Source organism: Cupriavidus sp. USMAHM13 (genome assembly GCF_001854285.1).
GTDB classification, from domain to species: domain Bacteria; phylum Pseudomonadota; class Gammaproteobacteria; order Burkholderiales; family Burkholderiaceae; genus Cupriavidus; species Cupriavidus malaysiensis.
On sequence record NZ_CP017752.1, the window covers coordinates 734,007 to 756,565 of the forward strand.

Annotated in this window: 17 protein-coding genes; 3 read left to right on the plus strand and 14 right to left on the minus strand. The window is 70.9% G+C overall.

Annotation, left to right across the window (positions count from 1 at the left end):
* The first annotated feature begins 10 nt into the window (after positions 1 to 10).
* Together BKK81_RS21670 and BKK81_RS21675 are read left to right on the plus strand one after the other, a co-directional pair.
* Positions 11 to 475 (plus strand): low molecular weight protein-tyrosine-phosphatase, encoded by a 465-nt coding sequence (locus tag BKK81_RS21670; RefSeq protein WP_071017609.1) that lies wholly within the window; start codon positions 11 to 13, stop codon positions 473 to 475.
* Positions 472 to 2,709, plus strand: a complete 2,238-nt coding sequence (locus BKK81_RS21675) for a polysaccharide biosynthesis tyrosine autokinase (RefSeq protein ID WP_071017611.1) — start codon at positions 472 to 474, stop codon at positions 2,707 to 2,709. The genes BKK81_RS21670 and BKK81_RS21675 overlap by 4 nt, the downstream gene beginning before the upstream one ends.
* 100 nt (positions 2,710 to 2,809) lie before the next feature.
* On the opposite strand, the gene BKK81_RS21680 is transcribed toward BKK81_RS21675, so the two are convergent.
* From BKK81_RS21680 to BKK81_RS21700, 5 genes are all read right to left on the minus strand, one after another.
* Entirely contained in the window at positions 2,810 to 3,700 is an 891-nt protein-coding gene (locus BKK81_RS21680) for a glycosyltransferase family 2 protein (RefSeq protein ID WP_071017613.1), read from the minus strand.
* A gap of 16 nt (positions 3,701 to 3,716) precedes the next feature.
* Positions 3,717 to 4,535: a class I SAM-dependent methyltransferase gene (locus BKK81_RS21685; RefSeq protein WP_071017615.1), complete on the minus strand. Its 819-nt coding sequence runs from the start codon at positions 4,533 to 4,535 to the stop codon at positions 3,717 to 3,719.
* 168 nt (positions 4,536 to 4,703) lie between these two features.
* A complete protein-coding gene (locus BKK81_RS21690) occupies positions 4,704 to 6,575 on the minus strand; it encodes a serine aminopeptidase domain-containing protein (RefSeq protein ID WP_071017617.1) in 1,872 nt (623 codons plus the stop codon).
* A 98-nt stretch (positions 6,576 to 6,673) separates the two neighbouring features.
* Positions 6,674 to 9,067 carry a polysaccharide biosynthesis tyrosine autokinase gene (locus BKK81_RS21695; RefSeq protein WP_071017619.1) on the minus strand — a complete coding sequence of 798 codons (2,394 nt, stop codon included), beginning with the start codon at positions 9,065 to 9,067 and terminating at the stop codon, positions 6,674 to 6,676.
* Between the two features lie 85 nt (positions 9,068 to 9,152).
* Positions 9,153 to 10,679 carry a mannose-1-phosphate guanylyltransferase/mannose-6-phosphate isomerase gene (locus BKK81_RS21700; RefSeq protein WP_156811416.1) on the minus strand — a complete coding sequence of 509 codons (1,527 nt, stop codon included), beginning with the start codon at positions 10,677 to 10,679 and terminating at the stop codon, positions 9,153 to 9,155.
* A 356-nt stretch (positions 10,680 to 11,035) separates the two neighbouring features.
* Here BKK81_RS21700 and BKK81_RS21705 point away from each other — a divergent pair, with 356 nt between their 5' ends.
* Positions 11,036 to 12,076 carry a DUF1839 family protein gene (locus tag BKK81_RS21705; RefSeq protein WP_071017623.1) on the plus strand — a complete coding sequence of 347 codons (1,041 nt, stop codon included), beginning with the start codon at positions 11,036 to 11,038 and terminating at the stop codon, positions 12,074 to 12,076.
* 32 nt (positions 12,077 to 12,108) lie between these two features.
* Here the strand turns inward: BKK81_RS21705 and BKK81_RS21710 are convergent, their stop codons facing one another.
* From BKK81_RS21710 to BKK81_RS21750, 9 genes are all read right to left on the minus strand, one after another.
* On the minus strand, positions 12,109 to 12,831 hold the full coding sequence (locus BKK81_RS21710; protein WP_071017624.1) for a Crp/Fnr family transcriptional regulator: 723 nt from the start codon (positions 12,829 to 12,831) through the stop codon (positions 12,109 to 12,111).
* Positions 12,832 to 13,231: 400 nt separating this feature from the next.
* A complete protein-coding gene (locus BKK81_RS21715; protein ID WP_071017626.1) occupies positions 13,232 to 15,820 on the minus strand; it encodes a glycoside hydrolase family 2 protein in 2,589 nt (862 codons plus the stop codon).
* Positions 15,817 to 16,794, minus strand: a complete 978-nt coding sequence (locus tag BKK81_RS21720; protein WP_071017628.1) for a DUF1839 family protein — start codon at positions 16,792 to 16,794, stop codon at positions 15,817 to 15,819. The genes BKK81_RS21715 and BKK81_RS21720 overlap by 4 nt, the downstream gene beginning before the upstream one ends.
* Positions 16,794 to 17,747 carry an amino acid--[acyl-carrier-protein] ligase gene (locus tag BKK81_RS21725; protein WP_071017630.1) on the minus strand — a complete coding sequence of 318 codons (954 nt, stop codon included), beginning with the start codon at positions 17,745 to 17,747 and terminating at the stop codon, positions 16,794 to 16,796. Before BKK81_RS21725 ends, BKK81_RS21720 begins: the two co-directional genes overlap by 1 nt.
* Positions 17,748 to 17,757: 10 nt before the next feature.
* Entirely contained in the window at positions 17,758 to 18,963 is a 1,206-nt protein-coding gene (locus tag BKK81_RS21730) for an acyl-CoA dehydrogenase family protein (RefSeq protein ID WP_071017632.1), read from the minus strand.
* On the minus strand, positions 18,960 to 19,211 hold the full coding sequence (locus BKK81_RS21735) for an acyl carrier protein (RefSeq protein WP_071017634.1): 252 nt from the start codon (positions 19,209 to 19,211) through the stop codon (positions 18,960 to 18,962). Before BKK81_RS21735 ends, BKK81_RS21730 begins: the two co-directional genes overlap by 4 nt.
* Before the next feature lie 101 nt (positions 19,212 to 19,312).
* Complete coding sequence (locus tag BKK81_RS21740; RefSeq protein WP_071017636.1) at positions 19,313 to 20,716, minus strand: undecaprenyl-phosphate glucose phosphotransferase; 1,404 nt, start codon at positions 20,714 to 20,716, stop codon at positions 19,313 to 19,315.
* Positions 20,717 to 20,858: 142 nt separating this feature from the next.
* Positions 20,859 to 21,515, minus strand: coding sequence for a phosphatase PAP2 family protein (locus tag BKK81_RS21745; protein ID WP_071017638.1), 657 nt, complete (start codon positions 21,513 to 21,515; stop codon positions 20,859 to 20,861).
* Between the two features lie 681 nt (positions 21,516 to 22,196).
* On the minus strand, positions 22,197 to 22,469 hold the full coding sequence (locus tag BKK81_RS21750; protein ID WP_071017640.1) for a hypothetical protein: 273 nt from the start codon (positions 22,467 to 22,469) through the stop codon (positions 22,197 to 22,199).
* Positions 22,470 to 22,559 lie beyond the last annotated feature (90 nt).

A 22,559-nucleotide genomic window follows, 5' to 3' on the forward strand; every position in this document is an offset into this window, starting at 1 on the left:
GGAACGGTAGATGATCCGATCCATCCTGGTGGTCTGCCTCGGCAACCGCTGCCGCAGCCCGATGGCGGCAGCGCTGCTGCGGCGCAGCCTGCCCGCGTGCCAGGTCATCTCCGCGGGCATCGCGCCGGCGGTGGGCGCCCTGGTCGATCCCCGCGCCGGCCGGCTGCTGGCGCTCGAAGGCATCGCCATGGACGAGCATCGGGCGCAGCGCTTGAACGCGGCCATGGTCGACTTCGCCGACCTGATCCTGGTGATGGAGGCGCAGCAGATGGAAATGGTCGAACAGAGCTTTCCTGCCGCGCACGGCAGGACGTTCCGCCTGTGCGAGTCGCTGGACCTCGATGTTCCCGACCCCTACGGCGGCACGCACGGCCTGTTCCTCCTCGCCTTCAGCCTGATCCGTCAGGGCGTCGATTCGTGGGCGGGCAAGATCGCCGGGGATGCGTCTCCGGCTGGCTTCCGGGAGACATCATGAGCACAGAGAATGCGACGGGCCGGGACTACGAGCCGACCGGCCAGGACAGCAGGCCGATCGACCTCACCGAGTGCCTCGATGTGCTGGTCCGCTACCGCTGGACCTTCCTGCTGATGGTCGGCGTCATCGCCTGCTCCGGACTGGCGTACGCCTTCCTGGCCAAGCCCGTGTACCGCACCGATATCCTGATCCAGGTGGAGGAAGGCGCCACGCCCAGCAGCACCGCCAAGCTGGTCGCCAGCGTCTCCCCCGCGCTCGATGTCAAGCCGGCGGCGGCCGCGGAAATCGAGCTGCTGCGCTCGCGCATGGTGGTCGGCAAGGCGGTCGACTCCCTGCACCTGAACATCGAGGCGGCGCCGCGCTACTTCCCCTTGCTCGGGACCGCGATCGCGCGCTACAACCCGGTGCTCTCCGAGCCGGGCCTGCTCGGCTGGGGCGGCTTTGCGTGGGGTGCCGAAGCGATCTCCGTCGCCAGGCTCGACGTGCCGGTCCGGGTGGAGGGGCGTCCCATCATGGTGACCGCCCTGGCCTCGGACCAATTCCGTGCCGAATTGCACAGCGAGGGCGTGACGGCCACCGGCACCGTGGGAACGCCGCTCGTCATCCCGACGCCGGGCGGCCCGGTGACGATCCTGATCAGCCAGCTGGACGGACGCCCGGGCGCGAAATTCGTGGTGCGCCACATTGCCCGCAGCGTGGCCATCGACAACCTGCAGAACCAGCTCGTGATCCTCGAGCGCGGCAAGCAGAGCGGCGTGATCGGCATCTCGCTGGAGGGAAGCTCCGCCGAGCGCACCGCGGCCATCCTGAACGCGATCGGCACCGAATATGTCGACCAGAACGTGCGGCGCAAGGCCGCCGAGGCAGAGAAATCGCTCGAGTTCCTCGAGACCCAGCTGCCGCTGCTCAAGCAGCAGGTGGAGAACGCCGAAAGCCGCTACAACGCCATGCGCAACAGGCGCGGCACGATCGACCTGAGCGAGGAATCCAAGCTGGTGCTGACGCAATCGGTGCAGATCCAGACGCGCCTGCAGGAGTTGCGCCAGAAGCGCCAGGAACTGATCGCCCGCTTCACGCCGAACCACCCCATCATCGCCATCCTGGACGGCCAGATCGCCAGCCTGAGCTCCCAGCTCAATGGCGTGACCGGCAAGATCGAGAAGCTGCCCGAGGTCGAGCAGGACGTGCTGCGCCTGATGCGTGACGTCAAGGTCAGCACCGACCTGTACCAGTCCCTGCTCAACGACGTGCAGCAGCTGCGGCTGGTGCGGGCCAGCAAGATCGGCACTTCGCGCCTGGTGGACATGGCCGACGTCCCGCTCTATCCGGTGCGGCCGAAGCGCCTGATGATCGGCGGTGCCGCCATCGTGCTCGGCCTGGTCGCCGGCGTCCTGGCGGTGGTCCTGCGCCGCACGCTCGACGGCGGCATCACCGACGCGGACGAGATCGAGCGGCTCACCGGCATGACGGTCTACTGCACGATCCCGTTCTCTCCCCAGCAGGGCAGGCGGCAGGGCGACGCGCCGTCGCGCGGCCTGCTGGCGCGCGACAGCCCGGACGACCCCGCCCTGGAAAGCCTGCGCGGCTTCCGCACGGCCCTGCAGTTCGCCCTGCTGAACAGCCGCAACCGCGTGGTGCTGGTCACCGGCCCGGCCCCCGACGTCGGCAAGTCCTTCGTGTGCTCGAACTTCGCCGCCGTGATGGCCAGCAGCGGACGCCGGGTGGTCCTGGTCGACGCCGACCTGCGTCGCGGCGGGCTCAACCACCGCTTCAGCACGCATCGCAGCCCCGGACTCAGCGAGTACCTGGCCGGGACCGCGCTGGATGCCGTGCTGCAGCGCGACGTGCTGCCGGGCGTCGACTTCATCGCGACCGGCGCCCAGCCGCCCCAGGCCGCGGACCTCCTGCAGAGCCCGAACATGGACCGCCTGTTCGACCTGCTGCAGGCAAGCTATGACATCGTCCTGCTCGACACGCCGCCGGTCCTCGCCGCCGCCGATGCCGGCATCCTGGCCGCACGGGCGGGCGCCGTCTTCCTCGTCGCGCGCGCGGACAAGACCACGCCCGACGAGCTGATCGCTTCGCAGCGGGCCATCCAGCAGGCGGGCGGAGAAGTGAAGGGCGTGCTGTTCAACGGCCTCAATGTCGATGGCCGCTGGTACCGGGCCCATTACCGCTTCGGCAAGTACCGCTACCTGAACCAGTACGGAGGCACCGGCAGCAGGCAGGCCTGAGGCCGCGGCAATCCGGCGCCGCCGGCATGCGGCGCCGTCCGAGGCGAGACAAGGCGCGGCCACGCATGCGCGGCGGACCGCGCTCAGGTGTCATCCGGTGTCAGCCGCCCTGGCTGCCCTGGCTGCCCTGGCTGCCTTGCTTGCCTTGGCTGCGTTGACTGTCCTGGCTGCCGTCGGCGCGATCGAGTTCTCGTACCTTCAGCACGATCATGTATTCGTAGTAGGCCCGCAGCAGCGCGTACGTCAGGCCGGCCGAGCCGTCGAGGAAGCCGCGCCGCAAGCCATAGAGAAGCAGGAACATCAGCAGCGGGCGCATCGGCAGCCGGTAGTAGAGTTCCTTCTGGTGATAGCGGCGCCGGCCGGGGTCCTTTTCGAGCAGGGCGCTGCGCACGCTGAACGACGTGCCTTGCTGCCGGTTCTGCACGATCTGGCGGGCTTCCAGCGAGCTGTATTGATTGTGCCTGTCGAACCAGTGCGACATCCCCTTGCTGAACGGGAAGTGGTCCATGTGCGCGGCCAGGTCGCGCACCTCGCCGTCGACAATGGTGACCGGGTTGATCAGCCGCTCGTAGTGAACGCTGGCCGGCTTGAACAGGCGGATGTAGAACGACGTCGGCGTGACGTGGCGCAGCCAGCGCCCCTGCAGGTGGTCGCGGCGGGAGACGCGGAAGGCCACCGCATCGCCCGGGTCCGTCACGGCCAGCTGCATGGCGTGGGCGAGCTGGGGCGTCACGCGCTCATCGGCATCCGTGTAGTAGACCCACTCGTGGCGGAAAGGGATATTGCGCAGCCCCCAGTTCTGGTGCGCGGACCAGTTGTCGAACGGACGCTGCACTACCTTGGCACCGTGCGCGCGGGCGATCTCCACGGTCCGGTCGGTGCTCATCGAGTCGTAGACATGGATATCGTCCGACCAGGCCACGGACTGCAGGCAGCCTGGCAGGTCCTGCTGCTCGTTCTTGGTCAGGATCAGGACCGAGATGCCGCTCATGGCCGACGCCCGCCCCTCAACCTTTCCTGGCGACGAAGTGGAACCAGTAGACCTGGCTGAGATCCTCCTGCCCGCGCAGCGCATGGCCGTCCAGGTTGCCGAAGATGGCCTCGGTACGCAGGCCGAGTTCGAGCAGGGCGCGCTGCTGCGCGGCCAGCTCGATGTAGTGGATGACGATGCCGAACTTGTGAGCAGCGCATACGCGCAGCGCATAGCCATCGAACTCGCGGTTCAGCCGCGAGTGGCGCAGGTAGTTGATGGTGGCCAGCGGCAGGTTGACGACGATGCGCGCCGTGTCGAAGCCCAGCCGCAGGGGATTGGGCGACCAGCGCGGCAGGCGCAGGAAGCGCGTCAGGTTCTCGCGGTAGCTCGGGCCGCGCAGGTTGTGCGTGGAGAACAGCAGCAGGCCGCCCGGACGCAGCACGCGGGCGAACTCGCGCAGGATCGCCGCGCGTCCGGCGGGATCCACCGCGTCGATGCCGTTGAAGCTGAACATGACCAGGCCGAAATGGTCGTCGGGAAAGGCCGACAGGTCGCGCGCGTCCATCTGGTGCACGGCCACGCCGGGATGGTTGCGCCGGCAGATCTCGACCATCTCCGGCGTGTAGTCGATCGCCACGTAGTCCTGGCTGAGCGCGCGCAGCATCGGCACCGTACGTCCGCCGCCGACACCGACGTCGAGCAGCGGCGCGCCGCGCGCGGCATCGGCCACCAGCGCCAGCGCCGCCGCCTCGCCCGGATCGGTGACATCGGCCGCCACGGCGAACCAGTGGCGCGCGCCCCAGCTGGTCCATGCCTTCCTGTTGATGCGGTCCTGCACGGTGTCGGCAATCATGTCGCCCTCCTCGCGGCGCGCGGCCTCTGCGCCCTTCCTCATGGTGCCGGCGTGGCGCGCGGGATTCGGTGCGACAGCGTACGCTGCGCCCGCCCGCCGGGTCCGCGCGCGGCGCGCCGGGGCGGCGTGCGGGCGTTCCATGATTCCGCGATTCCGCGATTCCGCGGACTATGACTGCGCCCGCGCCGCCAAGGGCGGCGTGGCGGTGCCTTCGGCCGGGCGGCCGGGGTCGGCCTGGCGCGCCAGCAGCGCCTCGACGTGCCGCACCACGTGGTCGCCGAAGTTGTCCTGGCTTTCGCGCAGGAACAGCGCATGATCCAGGCAATCGAGGCGCTGCACGGCGACGTGGGACAGTCCCTGCAGCGCTTCCAGGTTGCGGCCCAGGCATTGCGCGGTCTCTTCGAGGCCGATGTCGGTGGCACCGTACAGGAACTCCGTGCGCACGCCGCGCCGGTCCAGCTTGCGCACCGCGGCCCAGGCGAATTCGCGCGCCGTGCGTGCCTCGCCATCGTCCTCCCCGGCCGCCTTGCGCGATGCTCCGCCGCGCAACGCCGCCTGCACGCGCTCCAGGCGGTAGGCGACCAGCGCGCGTACCCGGCGCGCGCAGCCCATCAGCAAGGGCAGCAGGCGGATATCGCCGCGCAGCAGCCGCAGCCAGTTGCCGGGCCGGCGCGCGGCATACCACAGCAGGCTCAGCGGCTGTTCGGCCTGGCCGAGCGTGGCCACGTCCTGCTCGCCCCAGGTGTACTTCAGCAGGTTGGCCAGCACGAGCCCGCAGACCTTGTCGCTGGCCAGCCCGGCATGCAGGCTGAGAAAGGCGCCGGAGCAGACACCGGCCAGCACGATGTGCTCGAAGCCCTGCCCGTGCATCCACTCCACCGCTGCGGCAAGCTGCTCGCGCGGTGCGACCGCGTAGATCTCCGGAATGCTCATGCGCCGCCGCGCCTGCGGGCTGTCGCCCAGCGCGGCCAGGTCGAGCCGCAGCGCCGCCACGCCGCTGCGCGCGAGGCGGCGCGACAGCGAGACGAAGAGCCGGCCGTCGCCGACGTGATGGTTGCCGCCGGTATTGGGAAAGATCACCCCGAGCGGAGCGCGGCGGGCTCCGGCCGGCATGCACAGGATGCCGAACTGCCGGCCCGCGTCCAGCCACACGGCGCGCTCGCGCACGCCCTCCACGGCGAACTCCGTGTCGTCGGCCCGATCAGGCCCCGGCGCGTCGGCGATCGCCTGGCCGGCGGCAGCTTCGGCGGCCGTGGCCGCAGCTTGCCGGATCCACGCCGCCACCCGCCGCCACGCCTGTTCCGGCACCGCGGCATTCTCGGTCGACTGCATCAGCGCGGCATACTCGGCGAACCCCTCCTCCTCCACTTCGGCGCCGGCCGCGCGGTAGTGCGCACACAAGGCCTGCACCGTCGAGGCGGCACCCGGCCATGGGTCCAGCACCAGCACGCGCGGTGCCGGACAGCCGGCGCGGCGGTCCAGGCGCAGCCCTTCCAGCGCGCGCACCGTGTCGGCGCCCAGGCGATACGCCAGTACCTCGAGCGTGCCTTCCCGCGGGGCGCGCGAGGCCAGGTCCGGCGCCATGCTGTTGAGCCAGTTGACGTGCAGGGCGCGCATCTCGCGCAGGAAGGCGCGACCGCTGACGACCGGCGCCAGCAGCACCAGTGCGGCCGGCGCCTCGTTGCGCCCGGCCAGCGCCTCGGCCGCCAGCGCGGCCAGGCTGCCACCCAGGCGCAGGCCGCACAGCACCACCTGCCGCACGCCTGCGCGCGCGCGCAACTGCGCAGCCGCGGCCACGATATTGCCGATCCAGCAGGCCAGGCGCTCGGGCGCCTCGTCGCTGCCCGCCGCATCGCCGGTGCCGTGGTAGTCGAAGCGCAGCACCGGCACGCCAGCGGCGGCAAGATCGTCGGCCAGGTGGCGCAAGGCCCGGTGCGACCACATGCCCTCATGGCCGGGCGGCGCGCACAGCACGACGCCGGTGTCGCCGGCCGCGCCATGCAGCCATCCGGTGCAGCCCTCGAAGACGATGTGCTTCATGCCGGCTCCTTGGCGGACGGTGCGCGCTGGCGGGCCGCACACCGGCGGGACGTGCCCGCAGAAATGGGTACGCCGACCCGCCGCCGCGGGCCGCGCGCTCAGGGCTTGCGCTCGATCGCCCGGGTCTGCGTCAGCCGCTGCTGCGCGGCAGGGGGCAGGGGCAGGCTCAGGTAGGGATTCATGGCGTCGAAGTCGGTGCGGTTGCTGCGCCGGGGCGTGACGCCGTTGAGGATGCCGCCACCGAGGCGCGCATCGGCTCGCGCGAGCCGCTTCAGGGTCTCCTGCACCTGCTCGGGGGGCGTCACATCGGCGCGCACCACCAGCAACGTCGAGCCGGCGAGGTTGGCGACCAGCGTGGCATCGGCCACCGCCATCACCGGGGGCGTGTCCACCAGCACCAGGTCGAAGCAGGCGCTGGCCGCGCGCAGGCAATCGCCCAGCAGCGGCAGCATCAGCAGCTCGGAGGGATTGAGCGGTATTGCGCCGGCGGTCAGCAGCGACAGGTTGCCGACCGCGGTCGGGCGCACCGCGTGCATGAACGGCATGTGCCCCGCCAGCACTTCGGCCAGGCCGGTTTCGGCGGGCTGGTCGAACCAGCGCGCCACCTTGCCCCGGCGCAGGTCGGCATCGATCAGCAGCACGCGCTGGCCGGCCTCGGCGAACAGCACGGCCAGGTTGACCGCGGCAAAGGTCTTGCCGGCGCCGGACGCCGGACTGGTCACGGCCACCACCTTGTCGGGCGCGCCACGCACAGCGAAGTGCAAGGCGGCGCGTACATTGCGCAGCCCCTCCACCGCCAGCGAATGCGGCGCGCAGCGGGCCAGCAGGAAGCGGTCATGCAAGCCGAGCCGCCACGGCTCGTCGCCGGCGAGGGACATGCTGCCGTCCTCTTCCAGTCCGGCGAGAGGCTCGTCCTCGCCGACGCCGTCGCGCGTGCGCGCCAGCGCCACGGCATCGCCCAGGCGTGCCAGCGCATGCGCATCGGGCCCGCCCAGCACCGCCACGCCGGCCAGGCTGGCCTTGGCTTCGACCTGGCGTTCGAGCTCGACCTGCTCACGGCTGAACACCACCTCGCCCAGGATCGGCACGCCGAACTCGTCCTCGACCTCGCCCGCATCGGCCACCGCCGGCTTCCAGCGCCGCCGCGCACTCACGCCAATCATCCCCAGGCCCAGGCCGAGCAGGCCGCCGCCGGCGGTCAGCGGCCACGGCCCGACGCCGACCGGCGTCATCGAAGCCACCGCGCTGTCGACCAGGCGCATCGCGCTGGTGCTGTCCGACTCCCGCAGCGACAGCTGCTGGACCTTGTTGCGCAGCTGCATATAGGTTTCCTCGGCCACCTTGACGTCCCGCGTCAGGCCGACCGCCTCCCGCTCCGACAACGATACGTTCTTCAGGCGCGCATCCATGTCGCGGCGTTCCTGGGCCAGCTGCTGGATCTGGCTGTCCACCGTACGCACTTCGTTGGAGTCGGTGGTGAAGCGCTGCAGCAACTGGGTGCGCTGCAGCCGCAGTGCAGCGATCTGGCGCTGGTAATCCATGCTGCCGTTGAGGAAGGACTGTGCCTCCGCGGTCGGCTGCAAGGTGCCGGAGCGCGACCGGTAGTCCGTCAGTGCCTCCTCGGCGCGGTCGAGCTCGGCCTTGGCGAGGGGCAATTCCCTGCTGAGGAAGGCCAGCGTGCTGGCCACGTCGTCGCGGCGCAGCGTGGCCTGGCCGAGGATGTAGGAGTTCGCCACGCCGTTGACGAGGGCCTCGGCATTGCGGCGGTCGGCGCTTTCCCAGGCGATGCGCACCGTGCGGGCGGCGCCGGCCGACGCTTCCACCTGCAGTTCGCGGGCGATGCGGTCGACCACGCCCTGCAGGTCCTGCCGCACCAGCGTGAAGCGGGTGCCGGGTGCCGCGTCGATGGCGCCCACCAGCATCTCCACGCCGTTGCCGGCGGCAGGTTTGCCGACCTGCCCGTTCAGCAGTTCGTGGCCATCGGCCGATACCCGGTACTCGCCGGCCGCCAGCACCTCCAGCAGCATCGGCACATTGAGCAGCCGCTCCGGCACCGCCAGGCTGTCCACTGCGATGCGCTCGCCGCCCCAGGCATAGCCCAGGCTCTCCGGCCACGGGCCGAACCTGTGGCCCGGCTCGGCCAGCCGCGCGGCGAGTCCGCCCAGCAAGGGCGCGCGCTGGGGCAGGGCGACGATGTCCAGCCGCAGCCGCTCCACCACCGGCCCGACCACGGTACGGCTCCTGAGCATGTCGGGCTCGAACGGCGCAGGGCCGGCGCCCTGGCCGGCATCCGCCGCTTCCATCTGCACCAGTGCCTGCGCGCGGTATTGCGACGGCATCGAGAAGGCCACCAGCGCGGCCGCCAGCATGCCGCACACGCCGGCCGCCGCGATGGTGCCGGCATGATCGACCAGGAGGCGCGCCGGATGCGACTGCGCGCCGCCCGCCTTGTCCGAGGCCGGCCCCACGCCGGCATGCGATAGTCTGCTCACGGCAAATCCCCAGTCCTGCTGTACTCCGCGCCGGACGCCCCCCCGGGGCGCCGGCCTCCTTCCCGCACGCGCTATGCCGTCGCGCTCAACGTCGTCCGTAGTTGTCGTCGAAGCGCACGATGTCATCCTCCCCGAGGTAAGAGCCGGACTGCACCTCGATGATCTCCAGCGGCGTCCGGCCCGGGTTCTCGAGCCGGTGCAGCGTGCCGATCGGGATATAGGTCGACTGGTTCTCCGACAGGATGCTGACGGTGTCGCCGCAGGTCACGCGCGCGGTGCCGCGCACCACGACCCAGTGCTCGGCGCGGTGGTAATGCATCTGCAGCGACAGGCTCGCGCCCGGATCCACCACGATGCGCTTGACCTGGAAGCGCTCGCCCCGATCGATCGCGTCGAAGCAGCCCCACGGCCGGCGCACCTTGCGATGGTTGACCACTTCGCTGCCGTGCTCGGCGCGCAGCCGCTGCACCACGTTCTTGACGTCCTGCACACGCGACTTGGCGACCACCAGCACCGCGTCGGCGGTCTCCACCACCACCACGTCCTGCACGCCCACGCAGGCGATCAGGCGGCCCTCGGAATGGGCCAGGCAGGCGCTGGCGCCGTCGAAGACCACGCGCCCGCGCCCGACGTTGCCGGCCGCATCCTTGGCGGCGATGTCCCAGATCGCGGCCCATGAGCCCACGTCCGACCAGCCGGCCTCGAGCGGCACCAGCATCGCGTGCAGGTCATGCTGGCCGTGCAGCTTCTCCATCACCGCATAGTCGATCGAATCGGACGGGCAGGCGCTGAAGGCTTCGGCGCCGAGACGCACGGTATCGCCCTGGCTCGCGCCGGCGCCGTAGGCGGCCTGGCAGCAGCGCAGGATCTCCGGCTGCAGTTCGCGCATCGCCTTGAGCCAGACCGAGGCCAGCACCACGAAGATGCCGCTGTTCCACCAGTAGCCGCCGGCCTCGACGTAGTGCTTGGCCAGCTCCAGGTGGGGCTTCTCGACGAAGCGCTCGAGGCGGTAGGCACCCATGCGTTCACGCCTGGCGGTGCGGATGTAGCCATAGCCGGTCTCGGCAGCGAGCGGGCGCACGCCCAGTGTGACGATGGCACCCCAGTCGGCATGCCGCACGGCCAGCGCGACGGCGCGGCGGAAGGCCTCGGTGTCGGCCACCGCGTGGTCGGCCGGGGCCGCCACCAGCACGGCATCGCCCCCTTCGCCGCCCTCGGCGACGGCATGCAGCGCCGCCATGGTCAGCGCGGGCGCGGTATTGCGCCCGCAGGGCTCGGCCAGGATGCTGGCACCCGTGCCGGCATGCGCCAGCATCTGCGCGATCATGAAGCGGTGTTCTTCGCCGCACACCACGATGGCGCGCGACTCGGCGCCGGCCGCGCGCCCCGCCAGTTCCGCGATGCCCTGCAGGCGCCGCGCGGTGGCTTCCAGCAGCGTGTCCTCGGCCACCAGGTTGAGCAGTTGCTTGGGGTAGTGCTCACGCGACAGCGGCCACAGGCGCGTGCCCGAGCCGCCGGCCAGGATCACCGGGCGCACCGGTGGCAGCCGGGCGGTCTCGGCCGCGCCTGCTTGCGCCTGGCCTGCGGCGTTGTCTCCGATCCTTGCCTTCATCATGCCTCCTCGGCCGTGCCCGGCAGCGCGCGATCACTCGCAGAATTGGGTACGCTTGCCGGCGGCGGCGCGAGGGAAGCAGTGGGCAGGAAGCGGGCGGGAGCGGCGGCAGGGCCGTCCGGCGCGGGCGCGGCGCGTTCGGCGGATGAAAGGCAGTGTAGAAAGTGGCGTCGCCGGAATCTGTTCGCTTCCGCACACGCTGCCGGCCGCCGCGCGCGGCCGGCAACGCCGGCATCCAGGCGTGCGCCAGTGTTCGACAGCGCACCGAAGGACGCCGCGCCGCGGGCTGCAATGGAGGCTGCCGCGCGCCCGCCCGGAGCGGGTGCAGGCGGAGCCGAACTGTGCGGAGGCGCGAGATGGAGCGGAACGCGGTGATCGAGCAAGACGGGGGCGCCGGCTGCCTGGAGCCTGCGCGCGCGGAGAGTCCGCAGGACGCGCAGGCCACCGGCAGCCTGCACGGCGCCGACGCGGTCTGGCAGGAGACCAACTGCTACATGGACCTGTGGATCGAGCTGCTGCAGGGCTGGCGGCTGGAGCCGCGGGCAGCCCTGCCCTTCACCGTGACCCAAGACTTCGAAGGCGACCATTTCACCTTCTTCAAGTATCCGCCGATGGACCTGGAGCGGCTGTACGGCACCGTGGTGCAGGAGATGGCGGTCTATGACACGCTGGAGGCCCACGTCGCCGCACAGGTGGGCCGCGGGCATGTGGTGCTGGTGGAGTTCGACAGCTTCTACCTGCCCGACACGCGCGCCACGTCCTACCGGAGCGCCCACGTCAAGACCACGGCGGCGGTCGACGCCATCGATACCGGCGCGCAATGGCTCGACTACTACCACAGCCTGGGCCACTACCGTGCCGAGGGCGACGACTACCAGGGGCTGCTGCGCCTGACGCCCGCGTTGAGCGGCAACGGCGACGTGCTCTTTCCCTATGCCGAATGCGTCAAGCGCGTGCGTCCGGCGCTGCGCGGCCAGGCGCTCGCCGACGGCGCGCTCGACCTGCTGCGGCTGCATCTGGCGCGACGGCCGGCGGACAATCCGCTGAGCCGCTGGCGCCAGGTCTTCGACGGCCAGGTGGCGTCCGTTCTCGAGCGCGGCGACGCTTACTTCCATCACTACGGCTTCAACCTGCCGCGCCAGCTCGGCGCCAACTTCGAGATGCTGCATCACTTCCTGGCATGGCTGGCGGCGCAGGGCCACGCCGTGCCCGCGCCGGTGGCCGAGGCCGCGCGCACCATCGCCGAGGAGTGCAAGGTGCTGCAGTTCCGCCTGGCGCGCGCCGTGGCGCGCCGCCGCCACGACGGCTGCCACGAATGCCTGGACGCACTGGAGGGCGCCTACGCGCAGGTGATGGATGGCCTGGTGCGGCACTTCGGCACGCCTGCGCCGGACTGAGATGGCGGTACGCTCCGGGCGCTCCGGGCGCTTCAAGCGTTTCCCAGCGCCGGCAGCAGGCGGTCGTACTCGCGCTTGACCAGCTTGTAGCATTCACAGGCATGGCGCTCCAGGCCGCAACGGTCGAGCACGGTGATGTGGCCGCGGCTGTGGTGGATCAGGCCCAGGTCTTCGAGCTTGCCGGCGGCTTCCGTCACCCCCTCGCGGCGCACGCCCAGCATGTTGGCGATGACCTGCTGGGTGATGACGAGCTCATTGGAGTCCATGCGATCGAGCGCGAGCAGCAGCCAGCGGCACAGCTGCTTGTTCAGCGAGTGGTGCCGGTTGCAGGCCGCCGTCTGCGCGATCTGCGTCAGCACCGCCTGCACGTAAAGCAGGGTCACGCGCTGCAGCACGTGCAGGCGCTCCAGCTCGCCGCGCAGCACGCGCGCCGGCAGGCGGTAGGCGAAACCGGGACTGCGCACCTCGACGCGGCACGGCATGGTGTCGCCCCCGGTCACCACCGGGATGCCGACCAGCCCCTCGTTGCCCACCGCGGCGAACTCGACGGTGGCACCGTCCTCCAGCAGCGACAGCAGCGACACCACACCGGTGGTCGGAAAGTAGACATGGACGATGCGCTGGCCGGCGCCGGTCAGCAACTCGCCGCCGCGCAGCCGCACCAGTTCCAGGTACGGAGCGAGCGCCTCCCATTCCGCGCGCGGAATCGCGCCGAGCAGGTGATTGACGTGCAGGTCAGAACGATGCGTGATCATGATGATGCCCCCTTGCCTGCAGGCGCCGCCGCATGTCCCGGGCAGCGCCGTGGCGGCCCTTGTTTCCGTTCCGGCACCGCCCGCTGCGGCGGCGCCGTTGACTGTATTAAGGGGCAAGCCAAGGGCCGGCGTTAGTAGGCATAAGGCCTATACCGCCTCCTCCATCGGTAGGTCTGAGGCCCGGCGCGACCCTGTGCGCGATGCGGCCCCGGGCGGGGTTGCGGGCGCCGCTTGCGGCGCTGGTCCATTGCGCCCGGGCAAGCGCACCCGGGCGGCGGTGCCTCCATGTCGCACGGTTAGGCGCAAAACGCAGCCATAGCGCGGCGATGGCGGCCTTTGCAACGACGCGATGCGCCCGCATGGCATGGCAGGCATCGACCGGTTTCAGGGTTTCAGTGGACTAGGCATCGTAGCGGGCTGGGCGGCCTCCATCGTTGAGGGCACGCACCTCGCCCGAAGGCATGAGGCGCGCCGCCGCGCCGGCCGGGCCATCATACAAAAGGCGGAGGCGGCGCGACTGTCCCGGGCCGAGGTGGAACCAATCCTGCTCGGCGCGCCAGGTGTGGTCCTCGACATGGACCCAGCGCGCGAAGCGGCGCGTGGCCACGGTCAGCCACCACTGCCCGTCTTCGCAGGCCAGTTCGGCGCGCAGCTCGGCCGGCAGCAGCGCATCGGCGCGCCGCTCCGGCAGGTAGACCGACTGGCTGAGCGGCGCAGCCGCCCCGGCCGCTCCGGCGGCCCCGGCATTCCCGTCCGGCGCCGGCTCGTACAGCGCCGCCAGCACGACGTCGTGCGCGGGCGGGCCGAAGCGGTAGGCATAGGTCATGTCGAAGAAGCGGTCGAGCAGCGCGGCGGCCTCCAGCCGGCACACCGCGCGCGGCGCCAGTTCCAGCTCGCGCCGCGCCTCGGCGGCCACGGTCTCGCCCTGGCGCAGGCAACGCAGCTCCAGGCGCACCCGCCGCGCCCGTGGCCCTTCGTTGATCAGGTGTACATGCAGCCCGTTGAGCCCTTCGTCGCTCAGCAGCACCTGCAAGGGCTGCCACACGTCGCGCAACGCATGCCAGGCCGACTTGGGGCGCACGCACGCATCGACGATGCCCCAGCCGGCGCCGGGCAGCAGGTCCTGCAGCTGCCAGACCAGGCCACCCGCGCAGGTGGAGCCGGCGCGGCGCCACTCGGCGAACACGCTGCTCATCAATTCCGCCACCACCGCGCGTGACAGCATCAGGTAGCGCTGCGGCCGCTCGTAGCGCAGCCGCGGCGGATCCACTTCGTACAGCTCGCGCAGATAGTAGTCGCGCACGTCCTCGAAGTCCCACGCCGCGCCGGCGTCACGCGGCACGCGCGCCTTCCAGCGCGGATCGTGCAGCGGCTGGGTCAGGCCGTGTTCGGCCAGGGTGCGCGCGCACGGCACGTTGGCGAAGGCCAGGCATTCCGAGGCGAAGCGCACATTGGCCAGGCGTGCGTCGGCCAGCGGCCGCTCATAGGCCCCCACGCCGTAGTAGTGGCTGACGCCGGTGTCGGGCTGGAAGGGCCAGGCGCCGCCGCTCGGCGAATTGGGTACGTAGACGGCGTCGGGACGGTGTTCCGACACCAGGCGCGGGATCAGCGCGTCGAACAGGGGCTGGCGCCAGTCGGCGCGCGCGGTCCCCAGCATCGCCGCCTGCTGCTCGGCCTCGCTGCCGCCGCACAGCACGGCGACGCTCGGATGCGCGCCTGTCGACACCAGCCATTGGCCGACTTCGCGCGCGGCCGCCTCCATGAATTCGGGGTCGTCGCCGTAGTCGAAATTGGCGAACATGAAGTCCTGCCACACCATCAGCCCGGCCTCGTCGCAATGGCGGTAGAAGGCTTCGCCGGGATAACAGGTGACGCCGCTCACACGCACCATGTTCATGCCGGCCGCGCGCGCCAGCGCCAGCCAGGGCCCGACCGCCTCGGCCGTGTCGGCCAGGCCGGGCAGGTCGTGGCTGGACACGCAGGCCCCGCGGCAGAACACGCGTTCGCCGTTCACGCGCAGGGCGAAAGCGCCCTGCGCGGCGTCGCCGTCGAGCGCCACGGTGCGCAGGCCCACCTGCCCGCAGTCCAGCTCGCCACCCGGCAGCCGTGCCGTGACGCGGTACAGGTGGGGCTCGCCATGCGTGTGCGGCCACCACAGCCGAGGCCGCGCCAGCAGCAGTTCGCCGGCCAGGGTATGCGCGTCGAGGCGGTGCAGGGGACCATCGGCACCGCCGCTGCCGTCGGCGCCGCAGCGCACGGCGAAGTGGCCGGCCAGCGGCGCCGGGCCCGGAAAACGCAGCAGCAGGCGGACGCTGCCGTCGCCGCCGTCATCCAGCCTGGTGCGCAATTCGGCACGCACGCCGGACCAGGAACCGCAGGCGGCCGGGTCGAGCAGTTCGACGCCGCGCCAAGGCCCCACTGCGTGCACCGGCGGGCACCAGCCCGGCATATGGCCGAGGAGGGTGGTACGCACGGCGCGCAGCGACGGCGGCGTGATCATGCGCGGCTTCCAGCGCGCGCGGCCGCGTTGCGTGCGCAGCCAGGGATACAGCGCACGGAAGCACAGGTGCAGCGTATTGTCGCCGGCCAGATCCACCTCGGCCTGGTGGGCGATGAACATGTGCCGAGCGGTCAGCACGAGGCGGCCGTTGAGCCATACCTCGGCCAGCGTGGCCAGGCCGTTGAAGCGCAGCAGGCGCTGGCCGTGGCCGGCGAAGCGGATGCGGTACCAGTGATCGTGCTGGTGCAGCGGCGGCGGCGCGCCATCGTCCCAGCGCCCGGCCGCGCGCATGGCCGTGGCCACGGTGCCGGGCACCGGCGCCGGCAGCCAGACAGCCTGTGCATCGAGCGCCTCGGGCGAGGCCGCCGCGCCGGCGAGGGTCTGCAGCCAGCCCCACTCGCCGCGCAAGGTGGCGTCGGCCAGGGCGATGCCGGCGGGAACGTCCGGCGCGTCCTGGAGCGGGCCCGGTGCCGGGTCGCGTGCGCTCATCCGGCCCCCACGCCGAAATGCGCGGCCAGCGCCGGCACGCTGGCCTGGTAGGACAGCTCGAGCTGCTCCAGGCAATCGTGGCAGGGGTCGGGCTTGTGGCTGATGACGGCGCGCATCAGGCGGAACTGCATCACCATGGCCTCCGACGCCACCGTGTAGCAGGCCTCCGCCAGCCCGGCGGGCAGCGGCTGGCCCTGCCCGGCCAGCCAGCGCAGGTAGCATCCGAGCAGCTCGAAGTTGGCGCCCAGCTGGCGCAGCACACTCGCCGCATAGCTCTGGAAGTTCGGCTCGCCGTGTGCCATCAGCTGCTCCAGGTGGGCCGGGAAGGCGCGTCGGAACGTGGCGATGGGGTTCTGTTGCGGCCGGTGCGCCAGGTGCTGGCGCAGCAGGTCGAGCGAGACGCGCAGGATGGCAGCACCGTCCTGCGGCGCAAAGCGCCGCCGCACCACCTCGGCGTGCGGCTGGGCGGTCGCGTCGGGGTCGCGCAGGCCGCCGCGGCGGCGGAAGATGTTGGCATAGTCGGGACCGCTGGCGGTATGGTAGCCATCCGCGTGGTAGTAGCCGACTGCGGCCGCCTCGGGCACCAGCACGTCGACCGCGATGCTCGACAGGCCGTGCTGGCGCCGGTAGGCGCCCGGCTGCGGCAGGTGGTAGCTGTCGACTTCGAGCAGCACCACGTTGCCGCGGCAGGTCTGCGCCACCACATGGGACTCGAGATCACCGTAGACGGACAGCTCGTGCATGGTGATGCCGTACAGCCGCTCGAGGTCGCTGGCGGGGAAACTCGACAGCGTGAACTGGTCCCCTTCGAAATCCTGCGCTACCGTGAAGGGCAAGGCGGCAATGGGCTCCAGTTCCCAACCGTGCAACAGTTCGACCCACAGGTCGACGTGCCGGTTGGCGTGGGACCACACCGGGTTGCCGTCGTGCAGCGACGCGCCTGCGCCTGCCTTGCCTTTCGCGCCGCCGTACATCAGGCACTCCCGAGCGTGGCGCGCACGCCTGACGGCCAGCGCGCGGGGTCGAGGCCATGGTGGCGCAGCAGGGCCAGCACCAGCCGCTCGATGCCGAAGCCCACGCAGCCGGTGTGGGCCACGCCGCCATCGGCCTGGCGGATATCCCACAGCGCGCCGAAATGGTCCATGTGGTAATTGAAACTCATGCACGCCGTCGGCGGCGCGCCGTCGTTGACCGGGATCAGCAGCTCGAATTTCAGCTTCTGCTCGCGCTGGCTGTCGGCGACGATCTTGCCTCCGCGGCCGAAGAAGGGGTCGTTGGCGACGTCGACCTCGAGCGGCAGCTGCAGCGCGCGGGCCAGCTGCTGGCCGCGCTCCATCCAGAGCTGGCGGAAGGCCACGATGCGCTCGGGAGAACCGAGGCAGACGTACTCGCGCTGGCGGAACAGTTGCATGCGGGTCGGCTCGAGCGAGGGCTCGTGCCGGAAGCAGTAGGACAGCACGTCGACCACCTTGCCCGCCTCCGGCAGCGGGCCGCGCCGCGCCATCACCGGATAGATCGGATAGCAGGCCGCCGGGGTCAGCACCACGCCGCTGGGCTGCTGCTGGTCGGTCCAGTCCTCGCCGTCCTGCAGCCGCGCCAGCAGGCGGCGGTGGCCGCGCTCGTCGCCGCAGAAGCTGTGGATGGTGCCGGCGAGCTGCGGGAAGCTCTGCAGGTACTCGCTGGTCTCGAAATCGCGCTGGCCCATGGCCGGCGGAAAGCGCAGCACCTCCGCCAGCTGGTCGGTGCCGAGTGCGGTGATGGCCCCGTTGAGCCCGTCGCCGACCGCTTCGAAGACGGCGCTGCGCCCGTACAGGCCCTGTACGCCGGTCGGCACCAGCAGGCCTGCGCCGACCAGCGCGTCGAGGAAGGCGGGCGCGTACGCCGAGCCGCCGGCAGGGGCTTCGCCACGCGAGAGGTTGGCATCCATGTCGGCTCCTTCAGGGACGATCGGAACGGTCCGCCAGCAGCAGGCCGGCGGTATTGCTCAGGATGCGGTCGTTGTTGATCATCAACGGCGCCGACCACAGGTCGCGCAGGTGGCGCCCGAGGCTGAATGGCGTGCCGTGCTTGTAGCCTGCCATGCCGCACACCAGCATGGCCTGCTGCACCACCTGCAGCGCCATGGTCGACACCGCGGTCTTCAGGCCGTTCATCTCCGCGGCCAGCGCGAACGCACCCTGGGTGGACTGGCCGCTGCGCCGCTGGCGCTGGTGCGCCAGTGCCATCTCCAGGCGGCCTTCCATCATCTGCAGCAGGCTGACCGCCTCGGCCACGCGCGCGGCCGAGGGCGGCAGCGCGCCGGGACGCGCGCGCGCCTGGCCCTGGAAGAAGCCCTTGGCGCGCTGCAGCGCATCGCCGGCAATGCCGATCCACATCGCGCTCCACAGCATGTGCGAGACCGGCGTCATGGTCAGGTCGGCGATCTCGCCGAAGGGCACCGGCAGGATCTGTTCGACGTGTCCGGCCGCTTCCACGCGGAAGCCGTTGCTGCAGGTACCGCGCATGCCCAGCGTATCCCACGCGTTCAGGCTCTGCAGCGTGTAATCCGGCTTGAGCGCGCACACCAGCACCTGGTCCGAGGGGGCGGCGTCGGCGTGACGCCGCGCCGTGACCAGGATGCCGTCGGCATGGGCGCCGTAGGAGATCGTGGTGGCCATCTTGAGCAGGCGGAAGCGCTCGTTCTCGGCGTTGACCGCGCAGCCGCTGTTGCGCAGCGCGCCGCCGATCGCTTCCTCGGAAGTCGCCGAGGCCAGCAGCAGCTGCTCGCCCGCCAGCCGCGCCAGCAGCGCCTCGTGCCAGGGGCTGCCGGCGCCGTGCTCAAGGATGCAGGCCACCTGGATCTGGTGCATGGCGTAGATCATGCCGGTGGACGAACAGGCCGCGCCGAGGATGCGGCAGATGGCAGCAATCGTCTCCAGCGAAGCCCCGGGGCCGCCGAAGGCGGGCGGCACCATCGCGCCCAGCAGGCCATGCGTGCGCAGCACGGCAAAGGCATCGTGCGGGAAGGAGGCATCGCGATCGACCTGCTCGACGTGCCTGGCGGCTTCAGCCGCCGCGGCATGTGCCGCGCTGAGCAGGGCGGAGGCCGGCGCGGACTCGCCGCCGACCTGCGCCAGTTCGTCCTTGGCAATGGGTGCGTTCATGCTGCCTCCTGCTCTTGCTTGAGCTGCTCGACGGCGGCGGCCAGCGAATCGATGCTGCGGAACAGCTGCCGGGTCAGCATGCGGTCGGGGATCTCGATATCGAACGCGTTCTCGATGGCGAGCATGACGTGGACCGTGGCAAGCGAGGAGAGACCGGCCTCGTAGAGGTCCGACTTGTCCTCGAGGGAGTCGAGCGGCACGTCCAGTCGGGCCACTTCGCCTAGGATGCTGCGGATCGTTGCCTTCATTGCTGACCTCCTGGTGGAATCCCGTGTCTTATTGAACCTACCGGAGCCGCACCCATCGGTGTGCTGCCGCACCAAGGCGGCACGCCAGGGCCGGCCGCCGCTCAGAACACCTCCGAGCCCGTCCAGCCGTGCAGCGCGGTGCGCAGGATGATGAGCAGGTCCAGCCGGAACGACCAGTGCTGGATGTAGTAGATGTCGAACTCGATGCGCCGCCGCATCTTCTCCACCGTATCGGTCTGCCCGCGCAGGCCGTTGATCTGCGCCCAGCCGGTGATGCCGGGCTTGACGCGGTGGCGCAGCATGTAGCGGTCGATCAGCTCCTTGTACAGCTCGTTGTGCTCGATCGCATGGGGACGGGGACCGACCACCGACATGTCGCCGCGCAGCACGTTGAAGAACTGCGGCAGCTCGTCCAGGCTGGTCCGGCGCAGCATCCTGCCGATGCGCGTCACGCGCGCGTCGCCCGGCACCGCCTGCGTGACGCCGTGGTCGGCATGCAGGCGCATGGTGCGGAACTTGTAGACCTCGAAGGGGCGCCCGTCCATGCCCAGGCGCGTCTGGCAGAACAGCACCGGACCTGGCGACGTCAACTTGACCAGCAAGGCGATCAGCAGCAGCAGCGGCGACAGCCCGAGCAGTGCCGCGGCGGCGAAGACGCGGTCGAAGCCGCTCTTCAACGTGCCGGTGATGCCCGACACCGGCGGACTGTTCAGGTCGATGACCGGCAGCCCGAGGAACTCGCTGAAGCGATGGCCGAGCAGTTCGACCGACATGATGTCCGGCACCCAGCGGATGTCGACCAGGTCGTTGCGGAAATGCCGCACCACGTCGTAGAGGTCGCGGCAGGCCGCCATCGGCAGCGTCAGCCAGATCTCCCTGACGCCCTGGGCGCGCACGAAGGCGCACACGTCCTCCAGGGTATGCAAGGCTGCGACGCCGCCCGGCACCGGCCCCTGGCCCTCGTGGTAGATGCCGACCACGCGATAGCCGGTATCCCTGGCCAGCAGCACGCGCTGGAACAGCTCGTGGCCGAGCGGGCCATAGCCGATGATCACCACCCGCTTGGCGTTGATGCCGAGCTCGCGCACGCTGGCCAGCATGCGGAAGGCGATCACGCGCGTCAGCACCAGCACCCACGCCACGCTGGCGAACCAGCCGAGCGACCACAAGCGCGAGACCAGGCCGATCTGGTGCATCAGGAAGGCTGCCACCAGGCCTGCGACATAGACCAGGCTCCAGGCCGCGAGCACCCGCAGAGCGAGCACCGCCTGGCTGCGGCCGCGCCAGGAGTCATACAGGCCGAAGGCGGGAAACACCAGCAGCGTGCCGACGGCGCACAACAGCGTCAGGAAACCGTGTACCGGCGAGGCGCCGCGCAAGCCGTCAGGGAAGTACAGCGCGCCGAGCAGGATGCCGCACGTGGCCACCCAGACGCCGTCGCCGATGCGGTACAGGTAGTCCAAGGCCGTGCGGCGCTCCGCGGCAGGCGAGGTGATGGTCGCCATGATTCCATCTCCATCCCGACAGTCAGGTCCGATGGCGTCATGCTCCGGTCACGGTTGACCGGTGTCTGTGGGGCCGCGCACACAAGGCGCGCGCTCGGAAGGCGCGCGCCGGGCATGGCGAGCGCGGCGGCTTGGCGTCGGCTCAGGCGGGTGCCGCCGGCAGGGGCAGGACATCCGCCGCGAAGGCGCGCCACTCGCCGCGATGGAAGGGGCGGTCGCGGCCGGACAGGTAGACTGCGACGCTCTCCACCCAGCGGTGCGTCGCGCCGCCGAGGCCTGGCACCGGCAAGGTGTGCAACGCGGTGAAGGCCGCCAGTGCGGCGGCCAGCGGCACCACGCTGCGAGGCAGGGCGGCACGGCCGGGCCAGGCGAGGAAGACCAGACTGGCGCCGAGCCCCAGCGCCAGCCCGCCCAACACCTCGGACACGCTGTGCGCGTGCACGGCCAGGCGCGAGACGCCGATCAGCAGCGCCAGCGCAATGCCGAGCACGGTGCCGGCATGCGCCAGGCGCGGACTGGACGAAGGCGTACACAAGTAGAACAGGACCGGCAGGGTGGCAGCGGACATCACGCTGTGGCCGGAGAAGCCGGTGAAGTCGAGCGACTCGATCCCCACGCCCCAGCCCATGAAGGCCAGTTTCGACGCCAGCGTCAGGCCCGCGGCCAGGCCGATCGCCAGCAGCCAGCGCACGGCGCTGCCCGGTGCGCGGCGATAGCAGAGCCAGAGCGCGATCAGCAGCGCGCTCGGCAGCAGGTAGGTACTCTCGCCGAAGCGGGTGACAAGGTGCCAGAAGTGCATGAAGGCGAAAAGCAGGACGCGTGAAACGAAGGCAGCGGAGCGCGTGGTGGAAGCGTGGCGCGTATGGCGCGTATGGCAATCGAAGCGGGGCCCAACATAGCACGGGAAGCGGGCCGTGCTCCGTGCGCCGGCGCCCCCTTGTGCGGGGACGCGAACGCATGACCCAGCCAGAAGAATGAGAGGCGCCGTGCCGGCGGCGGGGCAGGCCCCTCCTGACATCCGCGCCTGAACCGCCATGCTGCTTCTGGTTGATACAGGCGCCGGCGGCGATTCGCTATGTTCGATGAAGCGGCCGGGCGTGCAGTATGCCCGCCGCTTTCCAGAGCCCGCATGGTCCCCCGGTCGGCGGGCTTCTTTTTTGCCGGCGCGCCGAAGCGTGCGCAGCCGGGCGGCGCGCATCCGGCGCCGGGCAGAGGCGGACTCGCCGCAGCGGCCGCGCTGGGGACGGAAACAAAAGAAATGGGCCACGGCGTACCGGCTTGTCGCTGCCGGCTCCGCCGCGGCCACCGAGGTCCGGCGCAGCCTGGCACTGCCGCCGAAGTGCGCATGTGCGCATCGCCCTTGGCGATTGCGCTCCCGGATCGCTCCGGGTCCCCCGAACACGCGCTATCTATCGCCCCTCCAGATTCCTGCCGGTGACGTCCCGGATACCGCCTGAAGTCCAGGCTGCCGCACCCGCCGTCACCCGTCGTTGATGCTGCAATACGCGTGCAAAGCCAGCATCTGCGCACGGATCGAGTCGACCCGGAGCAAGGCTTCGCGCTCCCCCGCTTCGCGCGCTGCCAGGACGGCGGCCGACTCCGAAGCGAAGGACCTGCCGTGCAGTTCCCCGCGATACAGCAAGGGCTCATCACGCGCGGTGGCGAGCCGGACTTCGTAGCAACACGCCCATTTGCCGCGGCCCTCGCGCATGGCGAAGCCGCGCACCACGAGCACATCGAGACTGCCGTTCATGTGACCCCCTGCCACAACCCGGGCGCGCCTGCTTGTCGGGCGCTGCCTCATTGACAACCTGGAATACAGCATAGCCGCCGATGCTCCGGT